This is a genomic window from Desulfurobacterium atlanticum (genome assembly GCF_900188395.1).
Classification (GTDB): Bacteria; Aquificota; Aquificia; order Desulfurobacteriales; family Desulfurobacteriaceae; genus Desulfurobacterium_A; species Desulfurobacterium_A atlanticum.
The window spans coordinates 1-24,803 of the sequence record NZ_FZOB01000002.1; the positions used below are offsets into that span (position 1 = coordinate 1).

General features: G+C 35.7%; 19 protein-coding genes. 11 read left to right on the top strand and 8 right to left on the bottom strand.

Features of this window, described 5'->3' with window-relative positions:
- Window positions 1-168: 168 nt before the first annotated feature.
- Both secA and ppsA read right to left on the bottom strand, forming a co-directional pair.
- The gene (secA, locus tag CHB58_RS01585; protein WP_089322355.1) at window positions 169-2,757 is read right to left on the bottom strand and encodes a preprotein translocase subunit SecA; all 2,589 of its coding nucleotides are present in this window, start codon (window positions 2,755-2,757) and stop codon (window positions 169-171) included.
- Between the two features lie 421 nt (window positions 2,758-3,178).
- Window positions 3,179-5,608: a pyruvate, water dikinase gene (gene ppsA, locus CHB58_RS01595; RefSeq protein ID WP_089322357.1), complete on the bottom strand. Its 2,430-nt coding sequence runs from the start codon at window positions 5,606-5,608 to the stop codon at window positions 3,179-3,181.
- 62 nt (window positions 5,609-5,670) lie between these two features.
- Between ppsA and CHB58_RS01600 the strand changes: the two genes are divergently transcribed.
- Genes CHB58_RS01600 through ilvD form a run of 6 tightly spaced genes read left to right on the top strand, consistent with a single transcriptional unit; the run spans window position 5,671 to window position 10,287 of the window.
- Window positions 5,671-6,153, top strand: a complete 483-nt coding sequence (locus tag CHB58_RS01600) for a hypothetical protein (protein ID WP_089322358.1) — start codon at window positions 5,671-5,673, stop codon at window positions 6,151-6,153.
- A 1-nt stretch (window position 6,154) separates the two neighbouring features.
- A complete protein-coding gene (gene hemW / locus CHB58_RS01605) occupies window positions 6,155-7,273 on the top strand; it encodes a radical SAM family heme chaperone HemW (protein WP_089322359.1) in 1,119 nt (372 codons plus the stop codon).
- Between the two features lie 50 nt (window positions 7,274-7,323).
- Window positions 7,324-7,989 (top strand): tRNA (adenosine(37)-N6)-threonylcarbamoyltransferase complex dimerization subunit type 1 TsaB, encoded by a 666-nt coding sequence (tsaB, locus tag CHB58_RS01610; protein ID WP_089322360.1) that lies wholly within the window; start codon window positions 7,324-7,326, stop codon window positions 7,987-7,989.
- Window positions 7,958-8,473 carry a GNAT family N-acetyltransferase gene (locus tag CHB58_RS01615; protein ID WP_089322361.1) on the top strand — a complete coding sequence of 172 codons (516 nt, stop codon included), beginning with the start codon at window positions 7,958-7,960 and terminating at the stop codon, window positions 8,471-8,473. Before tsaB ends, CHB58_RS01615 begins: the two co-directional genes overlap by 32 nt.
- Complete coding sequence (locus CHB58_RS01620; protein WP_089322362.1) at window positions 8,409-8,645, top strand: HP1242/YdcH family protein; 237 nt, start codon at window positions 8,409-8,411, stop codon at window positions 8,643-8,645. The genes CHB58_RS01615 and CHB58_RS01620 overlap by 65 nt, the downstream gene beginning before the upstream one ends.
- Window positions 8,635-10,287, top strand: coding sequence for a dihydroxy-acid dehydratase (ilvD, locus tag CHB58_RS01625; RefSeq protein ID WP_089322363.1), 1,653 nt, complete (start codon window positions 8,635-8,637; stop codon window positions 10,285-10,287). Before CHB58_RS01620 ends, ilvD begins: the two co-directional genes overlap by 11 nt.
- A 22-nt stretch (window positions 10,288-10,309) precedes the next feature.
- On the opposite strand, the gene CHB58_RS01630 is transcribed toward ilvD, so the two are convergent.
- Together CHB58_RS01630 and CHB58_RS01635 are read right to left on the bottom strand one after the other, a co-directional pair.
- Window positions 10,310-12,151 carry a hypothetical protein gene (locus tag CHB58_RS01630; protein WP_089322364.1) on the bottom strand — a complete coding sequence of 614 codons (1,842 nt, stop codon included), beginning with the start codon at window positions 12,149-12,151 and terminating at the stop codon, window positions 10,310-10,312.
- Between the two features lie 12 nt (window positions 12,152-12,163).
- Window positions 12,164-13,438 (bottom strand): OmpP1/FadL family transporter, encoded by a 1,275-nt coding sequence (locus CHB58_RS01635; protein WP_089322365.1) that lies wholly within the window; start codon window positions 13,436-13,438, stop codon window positions 12,164-12,166.
- A 103-nt stretch (window positions 13,439-13,541) separates the two neighbouring features.
- Between CHB58_RS01635 and CHB58_RS01640 the strand changes: the two genes are divergently transcribed.
- The 5 genes from CHB58_RS01640 to CHB58_RS01660 are packed head-to-tail and all read left to right on the top strand — an operon-like array spanning window position 13,542 to window position 18,461.
- Complete coding sequence (locus tag CHB58_RS01640) at window positions 13,542-14,342, top strand: sugar phosphate isomerase/epimerase family protein (protein WP_089322366.1); 801 nt, start codon at window positions 13,542-13,544, stop codon at window positions 14,340-14,342.
- Window positions 14,317-14,841: a peptide deformylase gene (def, locus tag CHB58_RS01645; RefSeq protein WP_089322367.1), complete on the top strand. Its 525-nt coding sequence runs from the start codon at window positions 14,317-14,319 to the stop codon at window positions 14,839-14,841. The genes CHB58_RS01640 and def overlap by 26 nt, the downstream gene beginning before the upstream one ends.
- Window positions 14,842-14,854: 13 nt before the next feature.
- The gene (gene prfA, locus CHB58_RS01650) at window positions 14,855-15,943 is read left to right on the top strand and encodes a peptide chain release factor 1 (protein ID WP_089322368.1); all 1,089 of its coding nucleotides are present in this window, start codon (window positions 14,855-14,857) and stop codon (window positions 15,941-15,943) included.
- A 2-nt stretch (window positions 15,944-15,945) separates the two neighbouring features.
- Window positions 15,946-17,250 carry an FADH(2)-oxidizing methylenetetrahydrofolate--tRNA-(uracil(54)-C(5))-methyltransferase TrmFO gene (gene trmFO, locus CHB58_RS01655; RefSeq protein WP_089322369.1) on the top strand — a complete coding sequence of 435 codons (1,305 nt, stop codon included), beginning with the start codon at window positions 15,946-15,948 and terminating at the stop codon, window positions 17,248-17,250.
- Window positions 17,226-18,461, top strand: coding sequence for a LysM peptidoglycan-binding domain-containing protein (locus CHB58_RS01660; RefSeq protein ID WP_089322370.1), 1,236 nt, complete (start codon window positions 17,226-17,228; stop codon window positions 18,459-18,461). The genes trmFO and CHB58_RS01660 overlap by 25 nt, the downstream gene beginning before the upstream one ends.
- Before the next feature lies 1 nt (window position 18,462).
- Here CHB58_RS01660 and CHB58_RS01665 read toward each other — a convergent pair whose 3' ends face one another.
- Genes CHB58_RS01665 through CHB58_RS01680 form a run of 4 tightly spaced genes read right to left on the bottom strand, consistent with a single transcriptional unit; the run spans window position 18,463 to window position 24,782 of the window.
- Window positions 18,463-19,152 carry a flagellar brake protein gene (locus CHB58_RS01665; RefSeq protein WP_180706389.1) on the bottom strand — a complete coding sequence of 230 codons (690 nt, stop codon included), beginning with the start codon at window positions 19,150-19,152 and terminating at the stop codon, window positions 18,463-18,465.
- Window positions 19,153-19,165: 13 nt separating this feature from the next.
- Window positions 19,166-20,041, bottom strand: coding sequence for a signal peptide peptidase SppA (gene sppA, locus CHB58_RS01670; protein WP_089322372.1), 876 nt, complete (start codon window positions 20,039-20,041; stop codon window positions 19,166-19,168).
- The gene (rnhC, locus tag CHB58_RS01675; protein ID WP_089322373.1) at window positions 20,038-20,871 is read right to left on the bottom strand and encodes a ribonuclease HIII; all 834 of its coding nucleotides are present in this window, start codon (window positions 20,869-20,871) and stop codon (window positions 20,038-20,040) included. The genes sppA and rnhC overlap by 4 nt, the downstream gene beginning before the upstream one ends.
- A complete protein-coding gene (locus CHB58_RS01680; protein ID WP_219350056.1) occupies window positions 20,835-24,782 on the bottom strand; it encodes a translocation/assembly module TamB domain-containing protein in 3,948 nt (1,315 codons plus the stop codon). Before CHB58_RS01680 ends, rnhC begins: the two co-directional genes overlap by 37 nt.
- Window positions 24,783-24,803: the final 21 nt, after the last annotated feature.

The following is a 24,803-nucleotide window of genomic DNA, read 5'->3' on the forward strand; positions in this document are numbered from 1 at the left end:
GGTATGAATGGGAGAACGCCTTTTGAGGTTTTAAAGAGTAAGTGGGATTGTTTGTTTAATCTTAATGTTGCTTGTTTCCCTGTTGTGCTGCTTGAGGATGTTTTTGTGGTGGCTAATAGGCTGGGGGTATTGGAAAAGGGTGGGGAGAATGTGCTCACCCCCTACCTTTTAAGCCTTTACATCCCCTTGGTCAATTTGTGTTTCAGCATATTTAAAGTAATTAAATATCCCATCTATGGTTGCATTTTCTATGTTTGCAATCAGCTCTTCAAACAGATTAAACGCTTCCTTTTTAAACTCAACTACAGGATCCTTTTGAGCATAACCTCTCCATCCTATACTTTCTTTGATGTGATCAAGAGCCCTTAAATGCTGTCGCCAGTAGTGGTCAAGTGTTTGAAGCATTATTATTCTTTCTATCTCTCTAAGCTGCTGGCTACCTATAAGTTTCTCTTTTTCCTCATACTCTTTAATTAATCTATCGTAAACTATCTTAAATAGTTTATCCCTTTCATTAACTGCCCCTTCCACTTCAATTTCCATTAGTTCTTTAAAGCTCTCAGGAACAGGAAATTCAAAACCAAACCTCATCTCAAGAGCCTGTTTAAGTCCTTTTAAATCCCATTCATCAGGAACAACCGTTTCTGGAGCATACACGTCAATAAGTTTCCAAACAACTTCTTCTATCATATAGAAAATATCTTCCTTAAAATCTTCTCCATCAAGAAGCTTATTCCTCTGCTCATATATAACCTTTCTTTGAACGTTATAAACCTCATCATACTCAAGAAGACGTTTTCTTATCTGGAAGTTCTGGTCCTCAACTCTTTTCTGGGCATTCTCAAGAGCTTTTGAAACCATTTTATGAGTAATCGGTTCATCGTCAGGAACATTCATCATTTCCATTAACTTTTTAATCCTGTCAGAACCAAACAACCTTAAAAGATCATCCTCAAGAGATAGAAAGAAACGGGACTCTCCAGGATCACCCTGTCTTCCTGCACGCCCACGAAGCTGATTATCTATACGGCGGGCTTCATTTCTTTCAGTACCTATAATGTAAAGCCCTCCAAGCTCTATAACCTTTTTCTTCTCCTCTTCCGTTTGCTTTTTAAACTTTTCAGTCTCCTCTCTTAACAGCTCCTCAAATTTCTCTTCACCAACTTTTTCAGGAGTTATTCCCCTCTTCTTAAGTTCCTGCTTTGCCATATATTCAGGATTCCCCCCAAGGAGAATATCTGTACCACGGCCGGCCATATTTGTGGCTATAGTTACAGCTCCAAGTCTTCCAGCCTGGGCAACTATTTCAGCTTCTTTCTCATGATACTTAGCGTTAAGAACCTGATGTGGAATTCCCTTTTTTTTCAAAAGAGATGAAAGGTATTCGGAAGCCTCAATGGAATTAGTCCCGACAAGCACAGGCCTGCCTATTTTGTAATTCTTCTCTATCTCTTTAACAACCGCATCATACTTTGCTTTCATTGTTTTATAAATAACATCTGGATGGTCCTTCCTTATAACAGGCTTGTTTGTTGGAATAACCACAACATCAAGACCATAAATCTCCTTAAGCTCTGCTGCTTCCGTTTCAGCGGTACCTGTCATACCGGCAAGTTTCTTATAAAGTCTGAAATAATTTTGAATCGTAATAGTTGCAAGTGTCTGATTTTCAGCTTCTATTTTCACCTTTTCTTTAGCTTCAACAGCCTGATGAAGACCATCACTCCACCTTCTACCTGGCATAATCCTTCCTGTAAACTCATCAACAATAATCACTTTTCCATCTTTTACCACATAATCAACATCCTTTTTAAACAGATTGTGTGCTCTGAGAGACTGAATTATCCCGTGAAGAAGGTCAGAAAACTTAGGATCATAAAGATTGAAATCTTTTAATCCTGTCATCTTTGTTACTATCTTTTCAACTTCTCTAATACCCTCATCTGTTAAAACAGCTGTTTTATTTTTCTCATCAACAGTGAAATGTTTATCTTTTTTAAGCTGTCTCACAATAGTATCAGCAATGTAATAAATATCCACGTTCTCTTCAGATGGTCCTGAAATAATCAAAGGAGTTCTTGCCTCATCTATTAAAATAGAATCCGCCTCATCAACAATAGCGTAAAAAAGGTCTCTTTGAACCCGCTCCTCTTTGGAAAATGCCATGTTATCCCTTAAATAATCAAATCCAAACTCACTGTTTGTTCCGTAAGTTACATCTTTTGAATACATACGTTTACGCTCTTCTTTTTCCATACTGTTTTGAAGATAACCAACTGTTATTCCAAGATAGTTATAAACAGGGCCCATCCATTCAGCATCTCTTTTCGCAAGATAATCATTAACAGTTACAACATGAACACCTTTTCCAGCAAGTGCATTAAGATAAACTGGTAATGTTGCAACCAGAGTCTTCCCTTCACCCGTTTTCATTTCAGCAACTTTTCCCTGATGTAAAACGATTCCACCAATAAGCTGAACATCATAATGTCTCATTCCAAGGGTTCTTTTTGCTGCCTCTCTTACAGCAGCAAACGCTTCAGGTAAAATCTTATCCATATATTTAAATTGTTCTTTCTCATCTTTTATCTTTGAAAGCTCTTCTTTCCATCTGTTTGTCAAAGCCTGCAAATCTTCTTTGCTCTTTTTCTCAAACTCAGATTCAAGTGCATTAATTTTCTCAACAAGAGGCTTTAACTTCTTAACCGCTCTTTCATTTTTACTTCCGAAAATTTTTGTTAAAACAAGATCTATCATTTGAAATTCCTCCAATAATTTTATTTTGAACCGTTCAAAATATAGAAAGACTTATAATTAAGAGAAACCTAACAGGAACTAAAGAGGAGGAGCTCTGGATAAATTTGAATGCTCAATTAAGTCTTCTTTTATTTTTTGGTTGTTTGAACAGTGATTGAAAAATTCTTTATTATTAAATAAAGAAAACTTTAGCAGCTCAAAGCAGCTTTCCTCATCCTTTTGAGACGAACAAACAAAAGATACAGCTTTACTTTCAGCATATAAAAAAACTTCCGTTTTCAGCTGCAAAGATGAGCTATAAACAACATCCCCACAACTAAAAACAGTTATAAATATTAACCCTGCAATTATACTGTTAAGTTTAACCCTTTTCATTCTGCCTTAAAGATACACCATTAACTTTTGAATGTCAAAATAAATGTTAATTTTTCAACTTTTTCTCTATTTCAGCTATCGCAACTTTTGTTTTCAAAAGAGCATCTGGATTAATAGAAATTGTATCTATACCCTTTTCTATTAAAAACTGCGTAAACTCAGGATAATCGGAGGGAGCCTGCCCACAGATACCAACCTTTCTACCCATCTTTTTTGCCTTCTCTATAACCATTGCAACCATATACTTAACAGCATCGTTTCTCTCATCATAGACCGAAGCAACAAGTTCAGAATCTCTATCAACGCCGAGAGTAAGTTGAGTTAAATCGTTGGAGCCTATAGAAAATCCGTCAAAAATTTCCGCAAACTGCTCAGCAAGAATCACATTTGATGGAATTTCACACATAACATAAACCTGCAACCCATCCTTCCCCCTTTCAAGCCCATATTCCTTCATAACTTCAAGCACCTTCCTGCCTTCTTCAACAGTTCTACAAAACGGCACCATCACTATCACATTTTTTAGACCCATCTCCTCCCTGACTCTTTTTATAGCAAGACATTCAAGCCCAAATGCTTCCTTAAACCTCTCTGAATAGTATCTTGATGCACCCCTCCAGCCGAGCATCGGATTTTCTTCAGCAGGCTCAAAGTATTTACCTCCAAGGAGGTTTGCATACTCATTTGTTTTAAAATCGGAAAATCTAACTATCACAGGCTTTGGATAAAAAGCAGCAGCAATTTTTGCTATTCCATACGAAAGTTTGCTTATGTAAAACTCTTCAGGTGAATTAAATCCATAAAGTTTTTCTTCTATGACTCTTGCAACTTCAGAATCTTTCTCTTTTATAAAATCAAAATTCAAAAGAGCAAGAGGATGAACACCTATATAGTTATTTATAATAAATTCCTCCCTTGCAAGACCAACCCCATCGCTGGGCAGGAAAGAAAGTTCAAATGCTCTATCTGGAGTTGCAACATTAAACAACACCGGTGTATCAACTTCTGGAATTGAAGAAATATCAACGGTCTCAATACTAAACGGAATTTCACCTTCATAAATATAACCTTCATTCCCTTCAGCACAGGAAACCGTAACCGTTTCATTGTCTTCTAAAATCTTCATAGCATCCCTGGCTCCAACAACAGCAGGAACTCCAAGTTCTCGCGCCACAATAGCCGCATGACACGTTCTTCCCCCCTTCTCTGTAACAATAGCTGCCGCCTTTTTCATCACCGGTTCCCAGTCAGGGTCGGTAATCTCCGCCACAAGAATTTCTCCCTCTTTAAAATCAACAGCATCCTGGGGAGAAGAAAGCTTTTTAATCCTGCCTGACGCAACCTTATGGCCAACGGCTATTCCTTTTAAGAGAATCTTCTTTTTCCTCTCCTCTTCAGAAAGATTCACTTTATAAATCTCAAGCTTTGAGTAATCCTTCTGCGACTGAACCGTTTCAGGCCTTGCCTGAACAATGAAAAGTTCTCCTGTAATTCCATCTTTTGCCCATTCAACATCCATAGGACACCAACGTGCATGAAACTTAGAATAATGCTCCTCTATACGAACAACCCATCTGGAAAGTTTTAAAATTTCTTCATCGGACAAACAAAACTTATGTTTATCGGTTTCATCAACAGGAACAATAACTGTTCCCTGACCATCCTCTGTATAAATCAACTTTCTATCCTTATCCCCCAACTTCTTTTCAATTATTGCATTAAAACCTTCTTTAAGTGTTGGCTTAAAAACGACAAATTCGTCAGGAACAACTTCTCCACCAACTATCAGTTCTCCAAGACCATAAATTCCGTTTATAACAACAACATTTTTAAATCCAGTTTCTGTGTCAAGGGAGAAAGAAACACCTGAAGCTCCCATGTCAGAGCGAACCATTTTCTGCACACCAACAGATATTCCAACTTTAAAGTGGTCAAAGCCAAAACTCTCTCGGTAAGAGATAGCCCTTGCGGTAAAAAGAGAAGCAAAGCAGTTTTTTATAGCTCCAAGCAGTGCATCTTCTCCGCGGATATTTAGATATGTCTCCTGCTGGCCGGCAAAGGAAGCATCTGGTAGATCTTCAGCTGTAGCAGAAGACCTTACTGCAACATCCACTTCTTTCATACCATACTTTTCACTTAAACTCCTGTAAAATTTCACAATTTCCGCTCGAAGCTGAGATGGAAAATCACCCTGCTTAATGAATGCTCTTATATGAGATGCTTCTTCCTGTAACTCTTTAATGTTTTTAACATCTATCCCCGTTAATATATTCTTAATCTTATCTTTCAGATTATTAAACTCAAGGAACTCAAAATATGCCTTTGCTGTTACAACAAAACCATCAGGTATGTTTATTCCCTCAGGAGCAAGGTTTTTTATCATTTCCCCAAGGGAAGCATTCTTTCCACCTACAAGAGAAACATCATTTAGGTCAACATCTTTTAGCCATAAAACAAATTTTGAATTGCATTTCATTGTATTACCCCCCATTTTTATGATATAGAGATTATACACAAGTAATGTAAGGAGGAGAAAATATGAAAAAGAAAGTTATATGTCTAACAGTAAGTCTTCTTCTCTTTTCACACTTATCCTACGGAGCAGAACAACCTGCTGAAAATTCAGCAAAAAGAGAACCATCAAAAATATCCTTTAAACTTCCAGGAAACCAGTGGAGAATAGGAGTAGACACTATATTTGCTGGAAAAATGAAAAGAAGCAGTGAAGGTGCACCAAAATACCTTTATGGAATATCTGCAGGTGGTGGTATTGCATTTAGATATTACATAACTACAAAAAATGAACTTCAAACTGTCCATCCTTATGCAGAAGCAGGAACGACCTCTTTAATTTATCCATACATAGGCGGCGGGATAGAATACGGACTTCCTGTGGAAGATGATATATCGGGTCAAAAAAGTGCTTTTTCCATAGGTGGTGGAGTTTATCTGTTCAGTAAGCTATACGGGGCAAAAACATTATTCTTCCCAATAATATCTGTATCTTATAGTTTTAAGTAGGATGAAATCTATAAAGCATCTATACGTTCATATACCTTTTTGCAGAAGAAAATGTCCGTATTGCGATTTTTACTCTGAAATTACCAAAAACGTTGATGAAGAAAATTACCTGCAATTACTGTTACAGGAGATAAAAATAAGAAATATACCTATAGAACCAGAAACAGTCTATTTTGGAGGAGGAACTCCATCCCTCCTATCTCCTGCCTTTTTTGAAAAGTTTATAACACAGTTTAAAAGTAATCTGAAAGAGATAACAGTTGAGATAAATCCAGAAACCGCTTCAAAAGAGTATTTATCACAACTTAAATCAGCAGGAATAACGAGAGTAAGCCTTGGAATTCAAACGTTTAACAATAGACTCTTGAATTTTATTGGAAGAAACCATACAGAGAAAGAAGCGATAAACAGTCTTGAAAATGCGCTGTCAATTTTTAATAACGTCTCCGCTGACCTTATGTTTGCCCTTCCAAACCAAACAGAAAAATCTCTTTTAAATGACCTTGAAATACTTACATCTTTTAAAGAACTAAAACACATTTCCATATACGGATTTACTCTCTACGAAAACACCCCCATCTATAAAAGAAAAGAGTCCCTTAACATTCCCGATGAAAACCGCTTTAGCAAGTTCTACAAATTAATAGTAAAATTTTTAAAAGAGAAAAAATTTCTCCATTATGAAATTTCAAACTTCTCAAAACAAAATTATGAATGCAAACATAATCTTTCCTACTGGTTTCTAAAAAAATATATAGGCGTTGGTCCATCAGCTGCGTCATTTATAGATGGAGTTTACTATAAAAACGTTGAAAATCTTACAGTTTACAGTGAGAAAATAAAAAACTGCAACCTGCCATGTGAAATAACTCCCTTCTCTTTTAATGAACTGCTTGAAATAAAACTTGGAATGGGTCTCAGAACTATATACGGAGTAAGATTAAACTATCAAGAGTTGGAAATTGTTGAAAAAGCCATAATGAAAAGCGAAATACTTCAAACATTTCTAAAAGAGGAAATAATCACTTTTGAAAAAAACGTTCTACGTCTTAATCCAGAATATTTTCACATTTTTAACTTCATCGTAGGAAAAATTGCATCCGAAATATGGAACGTTTAGAAAATTGATATAATGGTGTTATGATTAATAATCAGGAAGGTTGAATAGAAATGAAAATTTTAAGTATAGATACCTCTTCGCCTATCGGAAGCGTTTCACTGATTAAGGACAACAAAATTGTAGCTTCAAGAAGCTGGAACTCTCCACGGGAACATTCTGTTAAACTGTTTGAAAATCTACAACATATTGTAGGAACAGCAGAGAATAAATTCAGTGATATAGACATTGCAATATTCACAGCAGGGCCAGGCTCCTTTACAGGAATCAGAATAGGACTTTCTGTTGCCAGGGCATTTAAACTTTCCGGGAAACTTAAAGAAGTGGGCACCGTTTCCACTGTTGAAGCATTTTCATATTGCTTTCTTAAAGATGGATTTCCTGTATTTGTAATAGTGGAAGGCAGGAAAAATAGATATTACACTTATTGTAGAGATGAAACATCCGTTATTTTTCCCATAGAAGACCTTACTCTTAAAGAGATTAAGGAAAGGTTAGAAAAACTAACATCAAAAGTGACTGTAACGGGTTATTTTAGTGAAAACAGTGAAATAGTTGAATTTCTAAAACATCAAAATAACATCTTTATAAAGAAAGCATGCTCATCAATATCTATATGTGCTGCTCTTTATGCACAAAAATTTGGATATAGAACAGACTTAGAACCGATATATATAAGGCAACCAGATGCAAAACCTAAAAATAAGAATTTGGAATGACAGAGATATTGAAGTAATACGGAACTTTTTAAAGGAAAATTTTCCATCCTGGGAAAAAAGAGTAGATAAGGACTATTTAAATCCTAATATTAAGGCAAACTTAGCTTTTATAGAGAAAACATTGGTTGGTATCGTGATTTATATGGTTATAGATAGTGAAGCTGAAATTCATTTACTTGTCGTTGACAAAAACTACAGAAGAAAAAGTGTAGCTATAAACCTGTTAAAAGAAACCTTGAAAATGTTAGTAAATTTAAAGGTTGAGCATGTTTTTCTTGAAGTGTCAAACAGAAACAGTGCCGCACTAAACCTGTATGAAAAAGTGGGATTTAAACAGATAGGCATCAGAAAAAACTATTACGGAAAAGACAACCACGGTATCGTTATGATGCTTAAAATACAACTCAGGGAGGTTGAAGATGTACAGAGACGAAAATTTAAAAGAGCTTGCAAGGAAAAAATTTCATCACTTTGCAACCCTTGAAAGGAAACACCAGGAACTTGATGACATCATAGATAAGATGGAAAAGAAAACATATCTCACCCCTGCTGAAGAGTTAGAACTTGAAAAGATGAAAAAAGAGAGGCTAAAACTAAGAGATGAAATGGTAATGCTAATCAAAAAAGCCCAGGAGGCTTCTGAAAATGAGAAGTGATGTTTTCAGAGAATTTGAAAAGCTTCCTGCCAGAGCTTTAATGATGGCAACCGGAATTAAAAGAGAAGATATAGATAAACCGCTAATAGGTATTATTTCCAGCTATACAGATCTTGTTCCTGGGCATGCTGACATGTTTCAACTTGAAAGATTCATTGAAAGGGGAGTGGCAGCCGCCGGTGGAACTCCTTTTATAGTTAGAGTTCCAGCAATTTGTGACGGAATAGCAATGGGACATGAAGGAATGAGATTTTCTCTTCCTTTGAGAGAAATAATAGCTGACTCTGTTGAAGATGTTGTTAACGCCCATCAACTTGATGGAATAGTCCTTCTAACTGCCTGCGATAAAATAACTCCTGGAATGCTAATGGGAGCGGCAAGGGTAAACGTTCCTGCAATAGTTGTAACAGCAGGGCCCATGCTTGCAGGAAGACGTGGAAAAGAGAGACTTGACCTTGTAACTCACACTTTTGAAGCCATCGGGAAATATAAAGCTGGAGAACTCTCATTAGAAGAGCTTTTAGAGTATGAGCAGAACGCCTGTCCATCATCAGGTGCATGTCAGGGAATGTTTACAGCAAACACAATGGCATGTTTATCTGAAGCTCTCGGAATGTCTCTTCCCTACTGCGGAACATCACCAGCACCCCTTGCAGAGAAAAAAAGAATAGCAGAAAGCTCTGGAGAAAAAATAGTTGAACTTGTAAAACAGGGAGTAAAGGCAAGAGATATCCTAACTCCTACTGCATTTAGAAACGCAATAAGAGTTGACCTTGCCCTTGGAGGCTCAACAAACACTGTGCTTCACCTTCCAGCAATTGCTTATGAAGCAGGAATTCCCTTTGACATTAAAGTTTTTGATGAACTTAGCAGAACCACTCCAAAAATCTGTAATATGAGACCGGGCGGTGAATATCTTATGGAAGACCTTCATTATGCAGGAGGAATTCCGGGAGTTCTTAAAAGACTTAAACCTTTAATAGAAGACAACCCTACAGTTTCAGGAATCTCAATAAAAACCATAGCCGCATCTGGAAGAATTTTTGATGAAAATGTTATAAGGCCTCTTGACAATCCTTATAAGAAAGAGGGAGGAATAGCCATACTCTACGGGAACATAGCTCCTGAAGGCGCAGTTGTTAAACAGGGGGCTATGAGTGAAAAGATGAAAATCTTTAAAGGAACTGCAAAGGTTTTCAACTGTGAAGAAGATGCAATGGAAGCTGTAATGGCAGGAAAAATAAAACCGGGAAATGTTATTGTCATAAGATATGAAGGACCAAAAGGTGGTCCGGGTATGAGAGAGATGTTGGCGGTAACAGCAGCTGTAATGGGAATGGGACTTGGTGAATCTGTTGCACTTATTACCGATGGAAGATTTTCCGGTGGAACTCACGGCCCCTGCATAGGACACATTTCACCTGAAGCTGCCGAAGGTGGAGTGATAGGAATCATAGAGGACGGAGACGAAATTTATCTTAATATACCTGAAAGAAAACTTGAACTTCTTGTTGATGAAGAAGAAATCAAAAGAAGACTTGCAAACTTTACACCTTTAAAGAAAGAAGTTAAATCTAAACTACTAAGAAAATTTGCAAAATTAGCATCATCTGCATCTAAAGGTGCAATTCAGGAAGTTTAAAGGGGGAAATATTCCCCCTATTTTAGTTCCTAAAGAAACTTTCTATCTGTTTTCTTGCAGCTTTTTGAGCCTCTATAAGGTAATTCTCATCCCCTAAATACTCTGAAACCTCTGGATAATATGTTATATCAGCGCTTAACAAAAACCCATGATTTACATAAGCTGTTTCATTTCCGAACATATACCAGCCTGTGGAAATATCAGGATTCCCAAAGTTAACATAACTGTAATCATCAAAACCTAAAGCCTTTGCAAAAACTTTGTTTGAAATATTGGAAACAATTGAATCTCCATAGGCCGTTTGAAGTATTGATTTGTTTGAGATTGAGGAATTCATTAAATTAGCAGGGTCTGCAGGATCAAGAAGGGTCTGAAAAAGACCAAGAGCAACAAAATATTCAATTGTATTTCTTTTAACACCAAGCTTACCTACCAGAGAAGTGATGAGAGAATTTTTTGCAGTATCAAGAAGAGCAGCAAAATTTGCTCCCCCGGTATTAAAAACAGCTTTATCTATATTTGAGTCAAAAGAAACAAAGGGACCTCCCACTATACTTCCAAGAGACATCCCGACAAAATAGACATTTGAAGGTGTATCAGGAGTGCCATCTCTATCTATATCAAGCTTTCCAGATTTTAAAGCATTAGCAAAAGCTCTCAGATCAAGAATTGACTGATAGAAATTCAATCTGTCACTTCCCGGATTTTCTGTAAGAAAGCAACTTCCTGAAACAGTTTCATTACAGTCTGTATAAGGATTATCTTCTGTTAATACTCTACTCCCGTGCCAGGGCAGGTCAAAAGCCACAACAGGAAAAGAAATATCAGATGTAAGAAGTTCAGCAAGAGTTTTATTACCTCCAAGACCGTGCATAAAGATATAAACGGTATCGGTATAATTTTCACCGTTAAAAATCACAAAAGGGATTTTCTCTGTTCTGTTTTCTGAAATTAAATAGGTTGTAAAAGTATTATTTTCTGTGTCAACCTGTCCCACAAAAGATAAAGCTTCGGATTCAATACTTTTATACTCATTTGCAATAGATGAATAATCAAGACCAGATATGTGATCTTCAAGATTTTCGACAATTGTACTGTTTGTTAAAGCTTCTTTTATCATGGAAAAGTCACTAACTGCCAGAGTTTTATTCGCAGTTGTAAAAGTAAACATCTCAAGAACAGTATCCCTGTTAAGCATAGGATTTAAACTTGGCAAGACTTTATCATACAGATAAGCATACTTTTCTCTCAAGGATTCAAGGGTCTCATCAGAAAGAGGTTTTTCGGATTCAAGATAGGAATAGATTGTGGATTCTATGATGGAATTACCTGTTTCATCCTTAATTCCATCAAGAAGAAGGAAAAGATACTGATGACCGGCATCAAGAGGTTTAACAGGATAAAATTTAAGATAACTATTATCCTGTAAAAATGTAAGCTTCTCTGTTTCATCAATATCGGAACATCCTGTGTTGGCAACAATACATAAATTTAAATCTGTTAAATCAAACAACTTATAGTGCCCATCAAGACTCGTAATCTTAAAATCATTAATAAGAGGAACTGCTATAAACATATTTGGACTAAAACCCTTTATTTTAAGTGCATTAACCGCTCTGTAAAGTAGATTTGTGGCATCACTGTATTCTGTACTTTCTTGTAAAGTTACATTGCCCCCTATAGAAGCCCATAAAATATCGTTTGGGAAAGGAATAGCTCCTGTATTAGGGTCAAAAACCAACCCGTTTCTATCTATATTTACTTCTCCCTCCAATGTTACGGAAGATTCATCAAGTTTACCAAGTTGAACTCCGCATGATGAAATCAAAACAGATATTGTTAAAAAAGTTAATAGCTTTTTCATTACCTACCTCCATTAAAATGAATAAGAAACTGTTGCTCCAATACCCCACAAATGTCCTTCCGCTGAAAGTGCTACAGAACCATCGTTGTAACTGCTATTTAACTCTTCACTCTCTCCCCCTATCTCCCTTTTACTTTCAGAAACACTGTATTGAATGACCGTATCAACCTTTAACCTGCCAAAATTAAAACCTGCTCCAGCAGAATACGTTTTCTTATCAGCATCAGGCCACGCCATATCAAACGTATGATCAGGTATTGGAGAAGGATCATAAAAATACCCTCCCCTTAAAACCACCATTTCATTAAGTTTATAAGAAATACCAAATCTAACCTGTCTCGTATCCTCCCAATCCCTTACAAAAACCTCTTCCGTTTTTCCAAGCAAAGACTGGTCAAACTTCACTACATATTTATCAATCGCACTCCAATGGGTCCAAACAACATCAAGCTCAAGAGACAACCTATCATCTGGAGTGTATCTAATCCCACCTTGAATCTGCTCAGGATGGTCAATTTTGGTTGTAGCATCAACGCTGGCAACACCTTCAATTTCAACACTACCTTTAAAATCGGTTGCCGTTCTGGAACGGTAAGTAAGACCAAGCGTAACCTTATCTGCAGGTTTATACATCATTCCGAAATTAAAAGAAACATTAAAATCGTCCGAAAAATCTGACTTTACAATTTTATTGTGCAGTGATGGAATTGTTGGATCATAGAATCTTCTCTGGGTACCAGCATCAGAACGGCCAAAAGAAACACCAAAACCAAAAGAAAGATTTTTATTAAATTTAAAAGCTACTGTAGGAGTAACAACTCCCCGAATATAGTAAGATTCAAAACAATTATAAGCAGCAGGATTAATGGAAGGATCAGAGTTCCATTTTATATGAAGACCATAAGGAACATAAGCAACAACACCAAAAGCTAACTTTTCGTTCAACTTAACAGCATAACCCATAAAAGGAACAGGAAGAACTGGGGATTCATCTTTAACTTCAACATTATAAGGTACAACTTTAGCTCCACTTCCATCTTCAGCTTTAAAATTATCAACCTTAAGTTCAGGATTTAAAAGTTCAAACCCAAAAGAAACAACCTGACCATCTATATTTACAAGACCAGCCGGATTGTAATAAACTGCGTATGGGTCATCTGCAGTTGCAGAAAAGGCACCACCAAGAGCCGTAGCAGCAGAACCTATACCAAAAGTATCAACATTTCCTGCATGTGCTGAAAAAGAAAAAAAGAAAACCAATGCCAAAGGACAGAAAAACTTTTTCACAGTCTCCTCCCAAAAAATTTTACATTATTTTAACAAAAATCTTTTATTGCACTAAAACCTCCTACACCATAAATTTTGATTACACAATCTACCGAGGAAAAAGATGAAAATAGTTGCTCATATTCCTGGAAAAGAAATTTTAGAAAGAAACCTAAAAAGAATAGAAAGGGCTGCTGCAAACGGATTTGGTGTTGAACTTCAGCTCACAGCCGATGTTTTAGAAAACGTCCCCCTTAAATTTTTTGCAAAAGTGAAAGAGATATTAAAAGAAAAGCCTGTAACTTTTCACGCACCTTTCCTTGACCTGAATCCCGGGGCTGTTGATAGTTATGTAAGAGAAGCAACTATAAAAAGGTACAGAGAGATGAAACCTATTGAAGAAATCTTAAATCCTGAAGGGATAGTTTTTCACTCGGGATTTCATCCAAGAAAAATCCTGCCAATTTACGATAGGTGGTTTAGAAACTGTGTTGATACATTCCAGCAAATTGCCGACCTGTTTAAAAACACAAAAATAGCCATAGAAAACGTTTTTGATGAAACACCAGAACATCTGATTAAACTTATATCTGCAATAGACAGGGAAAATGCAGGAATATGCCTTGATATAGGCCACTGGAAAATCTTCTCCTCTTTACCTTTATCCGAATGGATAGAGAGTTGTAAGGATAAACTATTTGAGTTTCACATACATGATAATGACGGAAAAAACGACCTTCACATAGCTGCCGGAGAAGGAACAATAGACTTTTCAGATCTAATAAAACTTCTAAACAGTAAAAAAAATATATCTCAAATTCTTACAATGGAAGCAAAAACGGAAGAGGACCAGTTAAAATCGTATAATTTTATTCTTAGCAACCTTCAAGGAGTCAAAAATGGAAATACTACTTTATCCTCATGAAATACTCTTAAAAAAGGCTGAAAAAGTAACTGAATTTAATGAAGAGCTTAAAAACATAGTTAACCAAATGTTTGAAACGATGTATAAACGTGGAGGCCTCGGACTTGCAGGAAACCAAGTGGGAATACTTAAAAGAATTGTGGTTATGGATTTAAATTCAGGCAAAGAGAATCAGGGAAAAGAGCAGATTATTCTTATAAACCCTGAGATAGTTGAAATGGAAGGAGAACAGATCAATCAGGAAGGCTGTCTATCTTTACCGGGACTTTACAAAAAGGTTAAAAGAGCTGCTTACGTTAAAGTAAAAGCCCAGAATCTTGAAGGGGAAGAGTTTACAATAGAAGGTGAAAATTTGCTGGCAAGAGCGTTTCAGCATGAGATTGACCATTTAAACGGGATAGTTTTTATAGATCGCCTATCTCCTATCCAGAAACGGCTTGCCCTCCAGAGATATAAGAAACTTAAAAGAGATTTTGAAAGAAAAATAGGCAAAAGATAAGTTGGAGGGAAAAATGGAAAATAGTGTAATCAAAAGGCTTGAAGAGATAAGCCAGAGATTTAAAGATATAGAGAAACTTTTAAGTGACCCTGAAGTTATCTCAGACGGAAACAGATACAGAGAACTTGCAAAGGAACATAAAGAACTTCAACCAATTGTAGAAACTTATGAGAGATATAAGGAAATAGAAGCTCAAATAAAAGATGCGATAGAGATGATTCACTCAGGTGAGGATGAAGAGTTTATAGAACTTGCAAAAGAAGAGAAAAAAGAACTTGAAAAAGAACAGAAGACGATAGAAACTAAACTTAAAAAGCTTCTCATTCCAAAGGACCCTAACGATGAGAAAAATGTTATTCTTGAAATTCGTGCTGGAACAGGAGGAGAAGAAGCGGCACTTTTTGCAGCAGACCTTTTCAGAATGTACTGTAGATATGCAGAAAGAAAAGGGTGGAAAGTAGAAATTCTCTCCCAGAATGAAACCGGGCTTGGAGGATTTAAAGAGATTTCAGCTCTGATTTCCGGAAAAGGAGCTTACAGCAGGCTAAAATATGAAAGTGGTGTTCACAGGGTTCAAAGAATTCCAGTTACAGAGTCTGGTGGGAGAATCCATACATCAGCTGCAACGGTTGCCATTTTACCAGAAGCAGAAGAAGTGGAAATAAAAATTGATGAAAAAGACCTTAAAATAGATACATACAGAGCCTCTGGAGCGGGAGGACAACACGTAAACACAACAGATTCAGCGGTTAGAATCACACATATACCTACAGGCCTTGTGGTTACATGTTCAAATGAACGTTCTCAAATTCAAAACAGAATAAAAGCGATGAAAATTTTAAGGGCAAGACTGAAGGAGATATATGAAAGGCAGCAGAAAGAAAACCTTGATTCGGAAAGACGTTCACAAATTGGAAGTGGTGACAGAAGTGAAAAAATAAGAACTTACAACTTTCCAGAAAATAGAGTAACCGACCACCGAATAAAACTTACTCTTTACAACCTTGAACAGTTTCTTGATGGCGAAATGGATGAGATGATAGATGCTCTTGCCGCAGCAGAACAGGCTAAAAAAATTGAAAATCTGGTATCAAAAGGATAGAGATGGAAAATGTAAGCGTAATCGGTGGAGGTCTTGCTGGAGTTGAAGCAGCCTGGCAGCTGGCAAATAAAGGCTTTAAAGTTAACCTTTACGAAATGCGCCCCAAGAAAAAAACTCCGGCACACAAAACAGACTTTTTAGCAGAACTTGTATGTAGTAATACACTTGGAGGTATTGAAGAAACCACTCCAAGAGGACTGCTGAAAAAAGAGATGGAAACTTTAGGTTCTCTTGTTATAGAAGCTGCAAAAAACACCTCTGTTCCAGCCGGTGGTGCTCTTGCAGTTGACAGAGAAAAATTTGCCCAATATATAACTAAAAAAATAGAAAACCATCCCAATATTACCGTTGTAAGACAGGAAATCACCTCTATCCCTGAAAACGGGATAACAATTGTTGCAACTGGACCATTAACATCAGACAGATTCTCTTCCTATCTTACAGATTTTTTAGGTGAAGAGTCCCTCTCATTTTACGATGCCATAGCTCCTATAATTTATGCAGATACTGTAGATTACTCAAAATGTTTCTGGGCATCACGATACGGTAAAGGCGGTAATGATTACCTTAACTGTCCGATGACAGAAGAGGAATATAGCAGATTCTACAAAGCACTTATAAATGCTGAAAAAGTTCCTTTAAAGGAATTTGAAAAAGAAGCATATTTTGAAGGATGTATGCCGATAGAAGAGATGGCAAGAAGAGGAAAAGAAACCCTTCTCTTCGGACCGCTGAAACCTGTAGGTTTAATAGATCCCAAAACTGGCAAAAGGCCTTTTGCCGTGGTTCAATTAAGAAAAGAAAATAGCGAAGGAACTCTTTTAAATATGGTCGGATTCCAGACAAAACTGACCTACCCAGAACAAAAACGGGTTTTCAGACTTATACCGGGACTTGAAAATGTTGAATTTGCCAGATATGGTAGTATCCACAGAAACACTTTCATAAACTCTCCAAAATTGCTTCTTCCAACCCTTCAACTTAAAAAAAATCCAACTGTTTTCTTTGCAGGACAGATAACAGGAGTGGAAGGGTATCCAGAATCTGCTGCCACAGGAATAATTGCCGGTATAAATGCAGCTAAACTTATGAAAGGAGAAGAAATCAAACCTCCTCCTGAAACCACAATGATAGGAGGATTGTTAAAATATATCTGTGAAGCAGACCCTGATCAGTTTCAGCCAATGAATGCTAATTTTGGATTACTTCCAGCTGTTAAAATTAAAGGAAAAAGAAACAGAAGAAAATTTCAGGCAGAAAGAGCATTAAAGGAATTGGAAAAATGGAAAGAAAACTACTTGGGTTAATTACAGGAGTTATTGTAGGGTGTAGTTTTGTAAATTTCTCTTATGCGGAAACGAAAGTTTATAAAATTAATATAATAAAAACATCCCAAATCTCTCCAAATGCAGATAAAAAAATTCTTTACTATAAAATAAAACCGGGAGATACCATTTACGGTATACTGAAAAAGTACAAACTACCGATAAAGATGCTTGATGAAATCGTAAAATTAAACAAAATTAAAGATCCTGACAAAATAAAAGTGGGGCAAATTATTAAAATTCCCCTCCCGCAGACAAAATTTAAAAATAGAAAAACGGTAAAGGCAGACAAGACCTTAATTCCTGATGTTTCTACAATGTTAAGTAACTTTGGAAAAATTTATAAAAAAGGAACAATCCTTTTAAACAGCGGTGTTGTAAACCTAAAAGAAAATCCACTACTAACAATCAAAAGCAAAAATTACATTTTCAATCTTAACAACAATCTTTCTCCTGAAATTATCAAAGAGCTTGAAAGTATAGGATACAACACTGTATCAAGTAAAGAGGAGTTTCTCAAACTATTTGAAGACTATCTTCTGTCATCTTTTGGAGAATTTGAGGCAAACGGAACTTTAAAACTTGGAACTGTAGATAGGCTAATATATCATTACGACTATTTAACATACGATACGGAAACAGGAAATGTGGTTATTTTCAATCTTACACCAGATACACCCAAAAAACTAAAAAACCTCCTTTCAGCTTACGGAATCACATTAGAACAACCTGAAGGATACAAAGAAGATGGAAAAGCAGGCATTTTTAAGCTTCTAACAGGTAATCCTGAATTAAAAGTGGCAAAACTTCTCAAGCTATTGACCAGAGAAAGGCCTGTAAAAACACCTTATGGTTTCCTTTTCAAAAAAATAAAAGTGTTTATAACATCTCCTGAAATAAATCCGGAGGAAAAAACGCGGAAAAAAATGGAAGGTTTCAAAGTTATCCCTGTAGAAGAAGAAAATCTTGAAAATACAATTAAACTGGCTGTACAAAGTATCCCGTTTGCGGTTCAAAAAATAAAACTTGTTATAGTAGAACCTCCCGGAACAGTAGGAAAACGTTCAAGGTTTGAAATTAGAGGGCTATCTATTGATATTCCCGGCAAAAGATACTTTCTAATCCCGGGAGTTGAAAAACCAGAAGAAATCCCCTATATAATATCACGAGGAATAAATCTGATAATTTACTGATTCATTCCTCACAGAACATTTTAAATTCATTTATTATCTCTTTTTGCCTCTGAACTATATACCTATTAATAACATCTTTATCCTTTTCCCTTATTTTCAAGAAGGCAATTCCTGCTTTCTCTTTTTTCTTATCAGGCATTAGAGACTCCACATTAACAACCTTTCCGAAAATATTATTTACCTCTTTGCCATCAGGAAACTTTAAATCCAACATCAACTCTTCATTTAGAGAAAATGTCCCTTTTTCCGCCTCAACGCCCACACCACCTTCAGAAATATCTAAAGCCCTCAAAGTTAAAGTTTTCTCCCCATCGTTAATTCTAACAATTACAGGCTTTAAATCTGAAACCTTTATTCTTACACTGTTTCTTTTAAACCTCGGATCTATAGAAAAAGAGGGAAATGTTGTTTCTATATAATCCTTCCCATAATACAACACTCCTGCAGAAAGAATCTCTCTTTCTTTATGCACTGGATGAACAAAAGGGATATAAAAAGCTTGAGTTTGATCTACAGCTGGGATCAATTTGGGGTTACTCTCCCAGCCAACAGTTTTAAAACCTTCAACAGAAGTAGGAACCAATTTTACATGAACCGGAACCTCATTGTAAAAGCTTATAACCTCAACATGTTGCTTTTTATCTATTCTATCTTTAAGCCATTTTAAAATATGATCCTTTAACTCTCCCACAAAACCTCCATTACTAATAAAGGTACATTAAATCTTTACTTTCTATCTGTCCAGAAATTATGTTCGCAATTTTACCAAAAATAACTCTGCTTTCATCCCCAAAAAGCTTTTCAAAAAAACTTTTTTCTTTTTTAACTTCAAACGGCTTTGCATCTTTAGCATTTGCCAGAACTTTTGCCTCTTCAATAGCATCATGCAAATCACCAAGCTTATCAACAAGCCCAAACTTCAAAGCCTGCCTTCCAGAAAAAACTCTTCCGTCCGCTATCTTTTTCAACTTCGAAACTTCTATTCCCCTTCCTTTTGAAACAGCCTCAAGGAACTGTTCATAAACATCGTTAATTAAATTTTGAACTATTTCAATGTCTCCTTTATCAATATCTTTAAAAGGATTTAACAAATCCTTATGAGGGCCACTTTTAACGGTTATAACTTTTATCCCTACTTTATCAGCTACTTTCTTAAAATTCATTGTCTGCATAATAACACCTATACTTCCTGTAATAGTAGCAGGCTCTGCGAATATCTTTGTAGCAGCAGAAGAGATGTAAAGCCCCCCAGAAGCCGCAACAGAACCCATAGATACAACAACAGGTTTATCCTTTTTCACTCTTAAAATCTCATTGTATATCTCCTGACACGGAACAACAGAACCACCAGGAGAATCTACACGTAAAACTATAGCTTTTACTCTCTTTTCTTTCCTTAACCTGTCAAGTTTATTTAAATAGTAATCTGAATCAGTAATAACCCCTTTTATTTTCAAAACAGCTATTCCTTTCGGTGGATAAGTATTCCCTGCCCCAAAGATAGCCCTGAACAATGAAAAAAGAAGCAACATTAAAAACACTGCTCCAAGTAGTGTAAGAAATCTATTGAATTTTTTCATCCCTGGTCTCCTCTTTTAATATTGAAGTGGGTTTTCACAAGCTCAGGTAAAAGTTCTTCAGGAACATTATTAAGGAACGTGTCTATTTCTTCCGGTTTGTTTCCCTTCGGAAGAGAAATTCCATACTTTTTTTCCAATAGTTCCATTCTTCTTAGTCGTTCAGCCCTTGCCACAATAGAAGCAGCTGCAACAACAGGATCATCTTCGGCTCTATTTACTACAACAATATCCATATTTTTCGGAAAAATCTTTCTAAGTTCACTTTCAAGGGTATTATCATACTTATCTATCACAACCTTCTTAAATTTAAATTTCCTGTAAAGGTCTTTCAAAAGCTCGCAATAAACATAATCAAGAAGTTTATTTAAATTTTTAAACTTTGAGTAAAGAATATTGTAACTTTTCGGCATTAAAATTTTAACTTTTCCATTAACTTTCTCTCTAATTTTCTCTGAAAGTTCTAAAACCTTTTTATCCGATAATTTTTTTGAATCCTTTACTCCAAGACGTAAAAGCTTATCTATGCCGAATTCATCAGCAAATACAGCTGACACAACAAGAGGTCCAACATACTCACCTTTTCCGGCTTCATCACAACCAACCCTTGGAGTTTTATCAATAGATGAGGAAAGAACTTTCATTACAATATTTTTTAACCTCTCTTTATCTTTCCCGCCGTAAACCAGACTTCCGGAACTATAAATCGTTAAAATTCCATCTCCCAACCTGATTCTATAAGATGCATGTTTGGGCGGTGGTTCAAAAACAGCTCCACACTGCTTCAATTTTTCTACTATTTTCTCAATCTCAGTTTCTTTAAATCTTCCCAATCGTTAAACCTCACATCAAAGCCTATACCATACTCGTTTGCGTAATAATTGCTGTAAAGATACTCTAAGTAAAAATTCTTATATCTTCCGATAAAATATTGAAAACCAACGCTGAACTCCGGATCCTGACCGGTAGTTTGATATCCTATCAGACGGAGCCTGTTCCCTATCCGTTTGGTAAGCGACAGTTTAAACACAGTTTCGCCATATTTTGTAATGTAAGGTTCCACAACAAAAGACTCAAGGCTCAAAATTTTTGTAAACTGTTTCTCCACAGGTTTTAAAAGAAAAGAGGAAGCATAATAAGCAACCTGAACCACAGGAAAAATTTCATTACTCCTTTCCATATCAGATGGAGTGGCACCCGTCATTAGCAGACTTAAGATTTGCTCTCTGGAAAGTGGAGGTTCTGAAGAAAAGTAAAGCACAGGGGCTTTTAAACTTCCCCTGATAAACATGTAAATATAATAATCATTTACCTTAGATGTGGAAGCGATATTTATCGTTCCTTTTAAATCCAAAAGGTTATCTATCACTCCGGAACCGTAATCTATTTGAAACTCTTTTCCCATATATTTTATTTTTCCACCTAAAACAAAAAAATTACCTGAAACAACAGGAATAGAATCTCTCACAGTAAATTTTAAAGTTGGTAGTACTTTAACTTCCCACAGCGGTGAGCGTAAAACAATGGGCTCAGCAAAATTTATACCTATATCAGCCTCAAAAGGTAAAAAAATTCCAGAAGTTTCTTTATCATCTTTGGCAAGTTTCAATATAACAGGTCGCGAAACTGTAACCGTACCTTTTACTTTTTTCCCGTCATAATTCAAATTACCTGTAACTCTCGCTCTCCATACACCAGCCTCACCAACAGGAATATTAAATGCTGACAGAGAAATCTTACCCTTACCAGAAATAACAATATTTCCTCCGCCAGCAGAGACCCCCGCAAAAAGATACTGAAGTTTTCCATCTTCAATTCCAATGTTGACATCGGTAAATGTTAACTTTGCAAGCACATATTTCACACGCATTTTAAGCCTGTCAGAAGTTACAGACAGAAAGTAATTTAATTTCTCACTTTCAAAGCTGTACTTAAAACGGCCTGAAACACCAATCTCACCAGAAACAGCATTTACAGTATTCTGAAGTTTAGCCACTTCAACTACTTTTTCACCATCAAAGCTCCCTTCAAATTTCCCTTCAATCTTTTCCTCATCAAGAAATAAATCTTTAATCTCTAACCAGCCACCATCAAAAGAAAAACCTGTATCAGCAACAGAAACACTCATCCCTTTAACAGTAACATACACACCAGTTGAAGAATAAATTACCGGCAAAGCCTCATCATCTGGAACAAAAGAAACCACGGGAATAGCTACATCTCCCTCTATTCTGGTAAAATCAAAATCTGGGATAGAAAGCTCTGCAGTCATAAGACCTATTAAAACTTTCCCTTTTTTAGTTTTTAAACCAATATCTTTTAACTTCCCTTCTAAATTTAAAGTTTTATTATCAACAGAAACCTCAATATTCCCGTTTCTGGAAGAGAACATAAATTTCCCTTTATTCTGAGGTTCTAAAAGTTTCCCGGAAAAGGAAAATTTATGATTATTAAGAAAATAATCCGACTCTATATTCACTTTTCCTGTAACCGGTATTTCAAAACTATCAAAGGTTCCAAGCACTTTACCAGCAAGAGAAAAGATAGCCCTGAAAGAAGAAATCTTCTTTTCTCCTTCCATATTAAAGTCAGTATCAATCTTCTTTTCCTGAATATCAACAACAGCATCAAAGCCGATTTTGCTTTTATCAACAAGAGAAAGAGAAAATTTTTTGCCTGAAATTTTAAGCTGTGCGTTCTCAAAGCTAAGTTGAAATTCACCACCTTCAAAAGGAATTGTTGCAAGAGAAGTGTTTTTAGAAACTCCTTTAATTTCAACTGTAAGATATTTATCAAAAACCACTTTACCTCTACCTATTGCACTACCTGAAACAATAGAAGGAAGCTCATACGAACCATCAAATCTGGAAATACCTATCTCCATTCTAAACGGATTTTTTTTCTCTGTTCTAAAAGAAACATTAAAGTCACCAGTTGCAACTCCCTTTAAAGTTAAAGGACTATCAATCTTATATCTTGAAAAAATCTTTTCAAGAGTAGCAAGGTGAAAATTCCTAACCTTTCCCAGCACTTCAATAGAAAACCTGGGAAAGAAATCTATGGTTAACTTTGAAATAGTTAATCTCTCATCATCACTCTTAGCCATCAAAAAAAGGGAAGGATATGAAAAGATAAGCTCTCCTTTAACAGCTGAAAACTTTTCACCAAAATAGGAAAATTCGGGAGAGTAAAACTGAAAAGTGCCTGAAAGTTCTGAAAATTTACCTTCTACACTCCCTTTTCCACTTACGATACCAGCCAGTCCCTCTTTGGAGAGGAAGTCCAGTGATGAGACGGAAAAATCTTTAACATCTACTTTTAAGTTTAAAGTTTTGCTATCAATACTGGCGGTGCCGTTTAAAACTATTTCACCTTCAGAGCTCTTAATTTTTCCGTATAAAGACAATTTATCTTTACCAAAAAGAACAGTTCTTAATTCACCCTGCCCGCTGAAACCTCTAAAATAAAATTCATCCGCTATAAGAGTTGCCTGAAACTTTTTCAATCTATTTTCATTAAACTCTCCGTTGAAAACCACTTTTCCTTTTACATCAGGGATCCAGTTAAGTGTATCCTGTGAAAGAAGTTTTTTTAGAAAGTTATCTTTTAAATTAAAATTTCTAATATCTCCTGAAAAGAGAAATTTTCTCTTTCTAACAGAACCCTGTAAAGAGACGTCAAACAATCCTCCTCTTTTAAAAGAGAAATTTCCCTCAATTCTGTCAAACTGTCTTAAGTTTAAACTTACTTTAAGATTTGAAAGTTTTCCATTATTAAAAGATAAAAGATCCGATCCTCCCTTAAAAATGAAAACTGGAGATGTTAAATCACCTACCAGACTGTATTCTCCGACAAGATTTTTTACTTTGAACTCACCGATTTGTAAATCACCGTTTAAGAAACCGCGAATATTAACTTTACTTTTTGAGACCTTTCCACTAAATTCAGTTTCTAAACTTTTTCCATAGGGATAAAGCGTTCCAGAAACAAAAACATCTTCCAAAACCTGCAATTTAACATCAAAGAAAATTTTATCCAAAAACTGCGGTATCTCAAAAAAACCTTTTGAATATAGGTTGGTTGAATCTTTACTTAACAAAACATTAAACCTATATCTGTTAAACTTACCTGATATAGTAGCATTAAAAACTTTTAAATAAATATCTCCTCCAGCTCTAACATCTACCTTTCCAAAATTTGAGCTAACAGAAAACCTATTTATAAAGATTTTCTCATTCTTTATTTTTCCGGTAATTTGAGAAAAAGAAAAAATTCTCCCCTTTATATCCAATTCCAAAGGTTTCACAATAAATTTTCTATTTTCATAAAGTAATCCATTAAAACAAACATTGGTTCCCATAAATTTAATTTCCCCATCTCCTATCCCAATCCTATCCACCTTGAAAGGTAAGCTTATACTCTCAAAATCAGGAATTTTGAAACTATCAGACTCTCTTTCCTTTTCCCCTTCAATAATCAATCTGAAAGATTTAAGTTCCACATCACTAAACACAGGTTTAAACTCTCTTATAGAACTTAAAATATCAAAAACAACTTTTCCATCTCTTCCATAAAATAGAACTCCGCCTCTTTTATACTTAACACCTGAAAACTCAACTTTTATAAATTTCCCAGGAACCACTTTTAAATTCTCAAAATTAATGCCTTTTCCTTCCAATTTTTGTAAGGAATAATGAAAAACTTCAACAGAAAATTTATAAAAGAAGAAAATGAAAATAGTCAAAAAGAAAACTCTCAAAAACCT

Bases quoted from the DNA above. Each gene is read 5' to 3' on its own strand.
- secA (WP_089322355.1), bottom strand. From the start codon at position 2,757: ATGATAGATCTTGTTTTAACAAAAATTTTCGGAAGTAAAAATGAAAGA.
- ppsA (WP_089322357.1), bottom strand. From the start codon at position 5,608: ATGAAATGCAATTCAAAATTTGTTTTATGGCTAAAAGATGTTGACCTA.
- CHB58_RS01600 (WP_089322358.1), top strand. From the start codon at position 5,671: ATGAAAAAGAAAGTTATATGTCTAACAGTAAGTCTTCTTCTCTTTTCA.
- hemW (WP_089322359.1), top strand. From the start codon at position 6,155: ATGAAATCTATAAAGCATCTATACGTTCATATACCTTTTTGCAGAAGA.
- tsaB (WP_089322360.1), top strand. From the start codon at position 7,324: ATGAAAATTTTAAGTATAGATACCTCTTCGCCTATCGGAAGCGTTTCA.
- CHB58_RS01615 (WP_089322361.1), top strand. From the start codon at position 7,958: ATGCAAAACCTAAAAATAAGAATTTGGAATGACAGAGATATTGAAGTA.
- CHB58_RS01620 (WP_089322362.1), top strand. From the start codon at position 8,409: ATGTACAGAGACGAAAATTTAAAAGAGCTTGCAAGGAAAAAATTTCAT.
- ilvD (WP_089322363.1), top strand. From the start codon at position 8,635: ATGAGAAGTGATGTTTTCAGAGAATTTGAAAAGCTTCCTGCCAGAGCT.
- CHB58_RS01630 (WP_089322364.1), bottom strand. From the start codon at position 12,151: ATGAAAAAGCTATTAACTTTTTTAACAATATCTGTTTTGATTTCATCA.
- CHB58_RS01640 (WP_089322366.1), top strand. From the start codon at position 13,542: ATGAAAATAGTTGCTCATATTCCTGGAAAAGAAATTTTAGAAAGAAAC.
- def (WP_089322367.1), top strand. From the start codon at position 14,317: ATGGAAATACTACTTTATCCTCATGAAATACTCTTAAAAAAGGCTGAA.
- prfA (WP_089322368.1), top strand. From the start codon at position 14,855: ATGGAAAATAGTGTAATCAAAAGGCTTGAAGAGATAAGCCAGAGATTT.
- trmFO (WP_089322369.1), top strand. From the start codon at position 15,946: ATGGAAAATGTAAGCGTAATCGGTGGAGGTCTTGCTGGAGTTGAAGCA.
- CHB58_RS01660 (WP_089322370.1), top strand. From the start codon at position 17,226: ATGGAAAGAAAACTACTTGGGTTAATTACAGGAGTTATTGTAGGGTGT.
- sppA (WP_089322372.1), bottom strand. From the start codon at position 20,041: ATGAAAAAATTCAATAGATTTCTTACACTACTTGGAGCAGTGTTTTTA.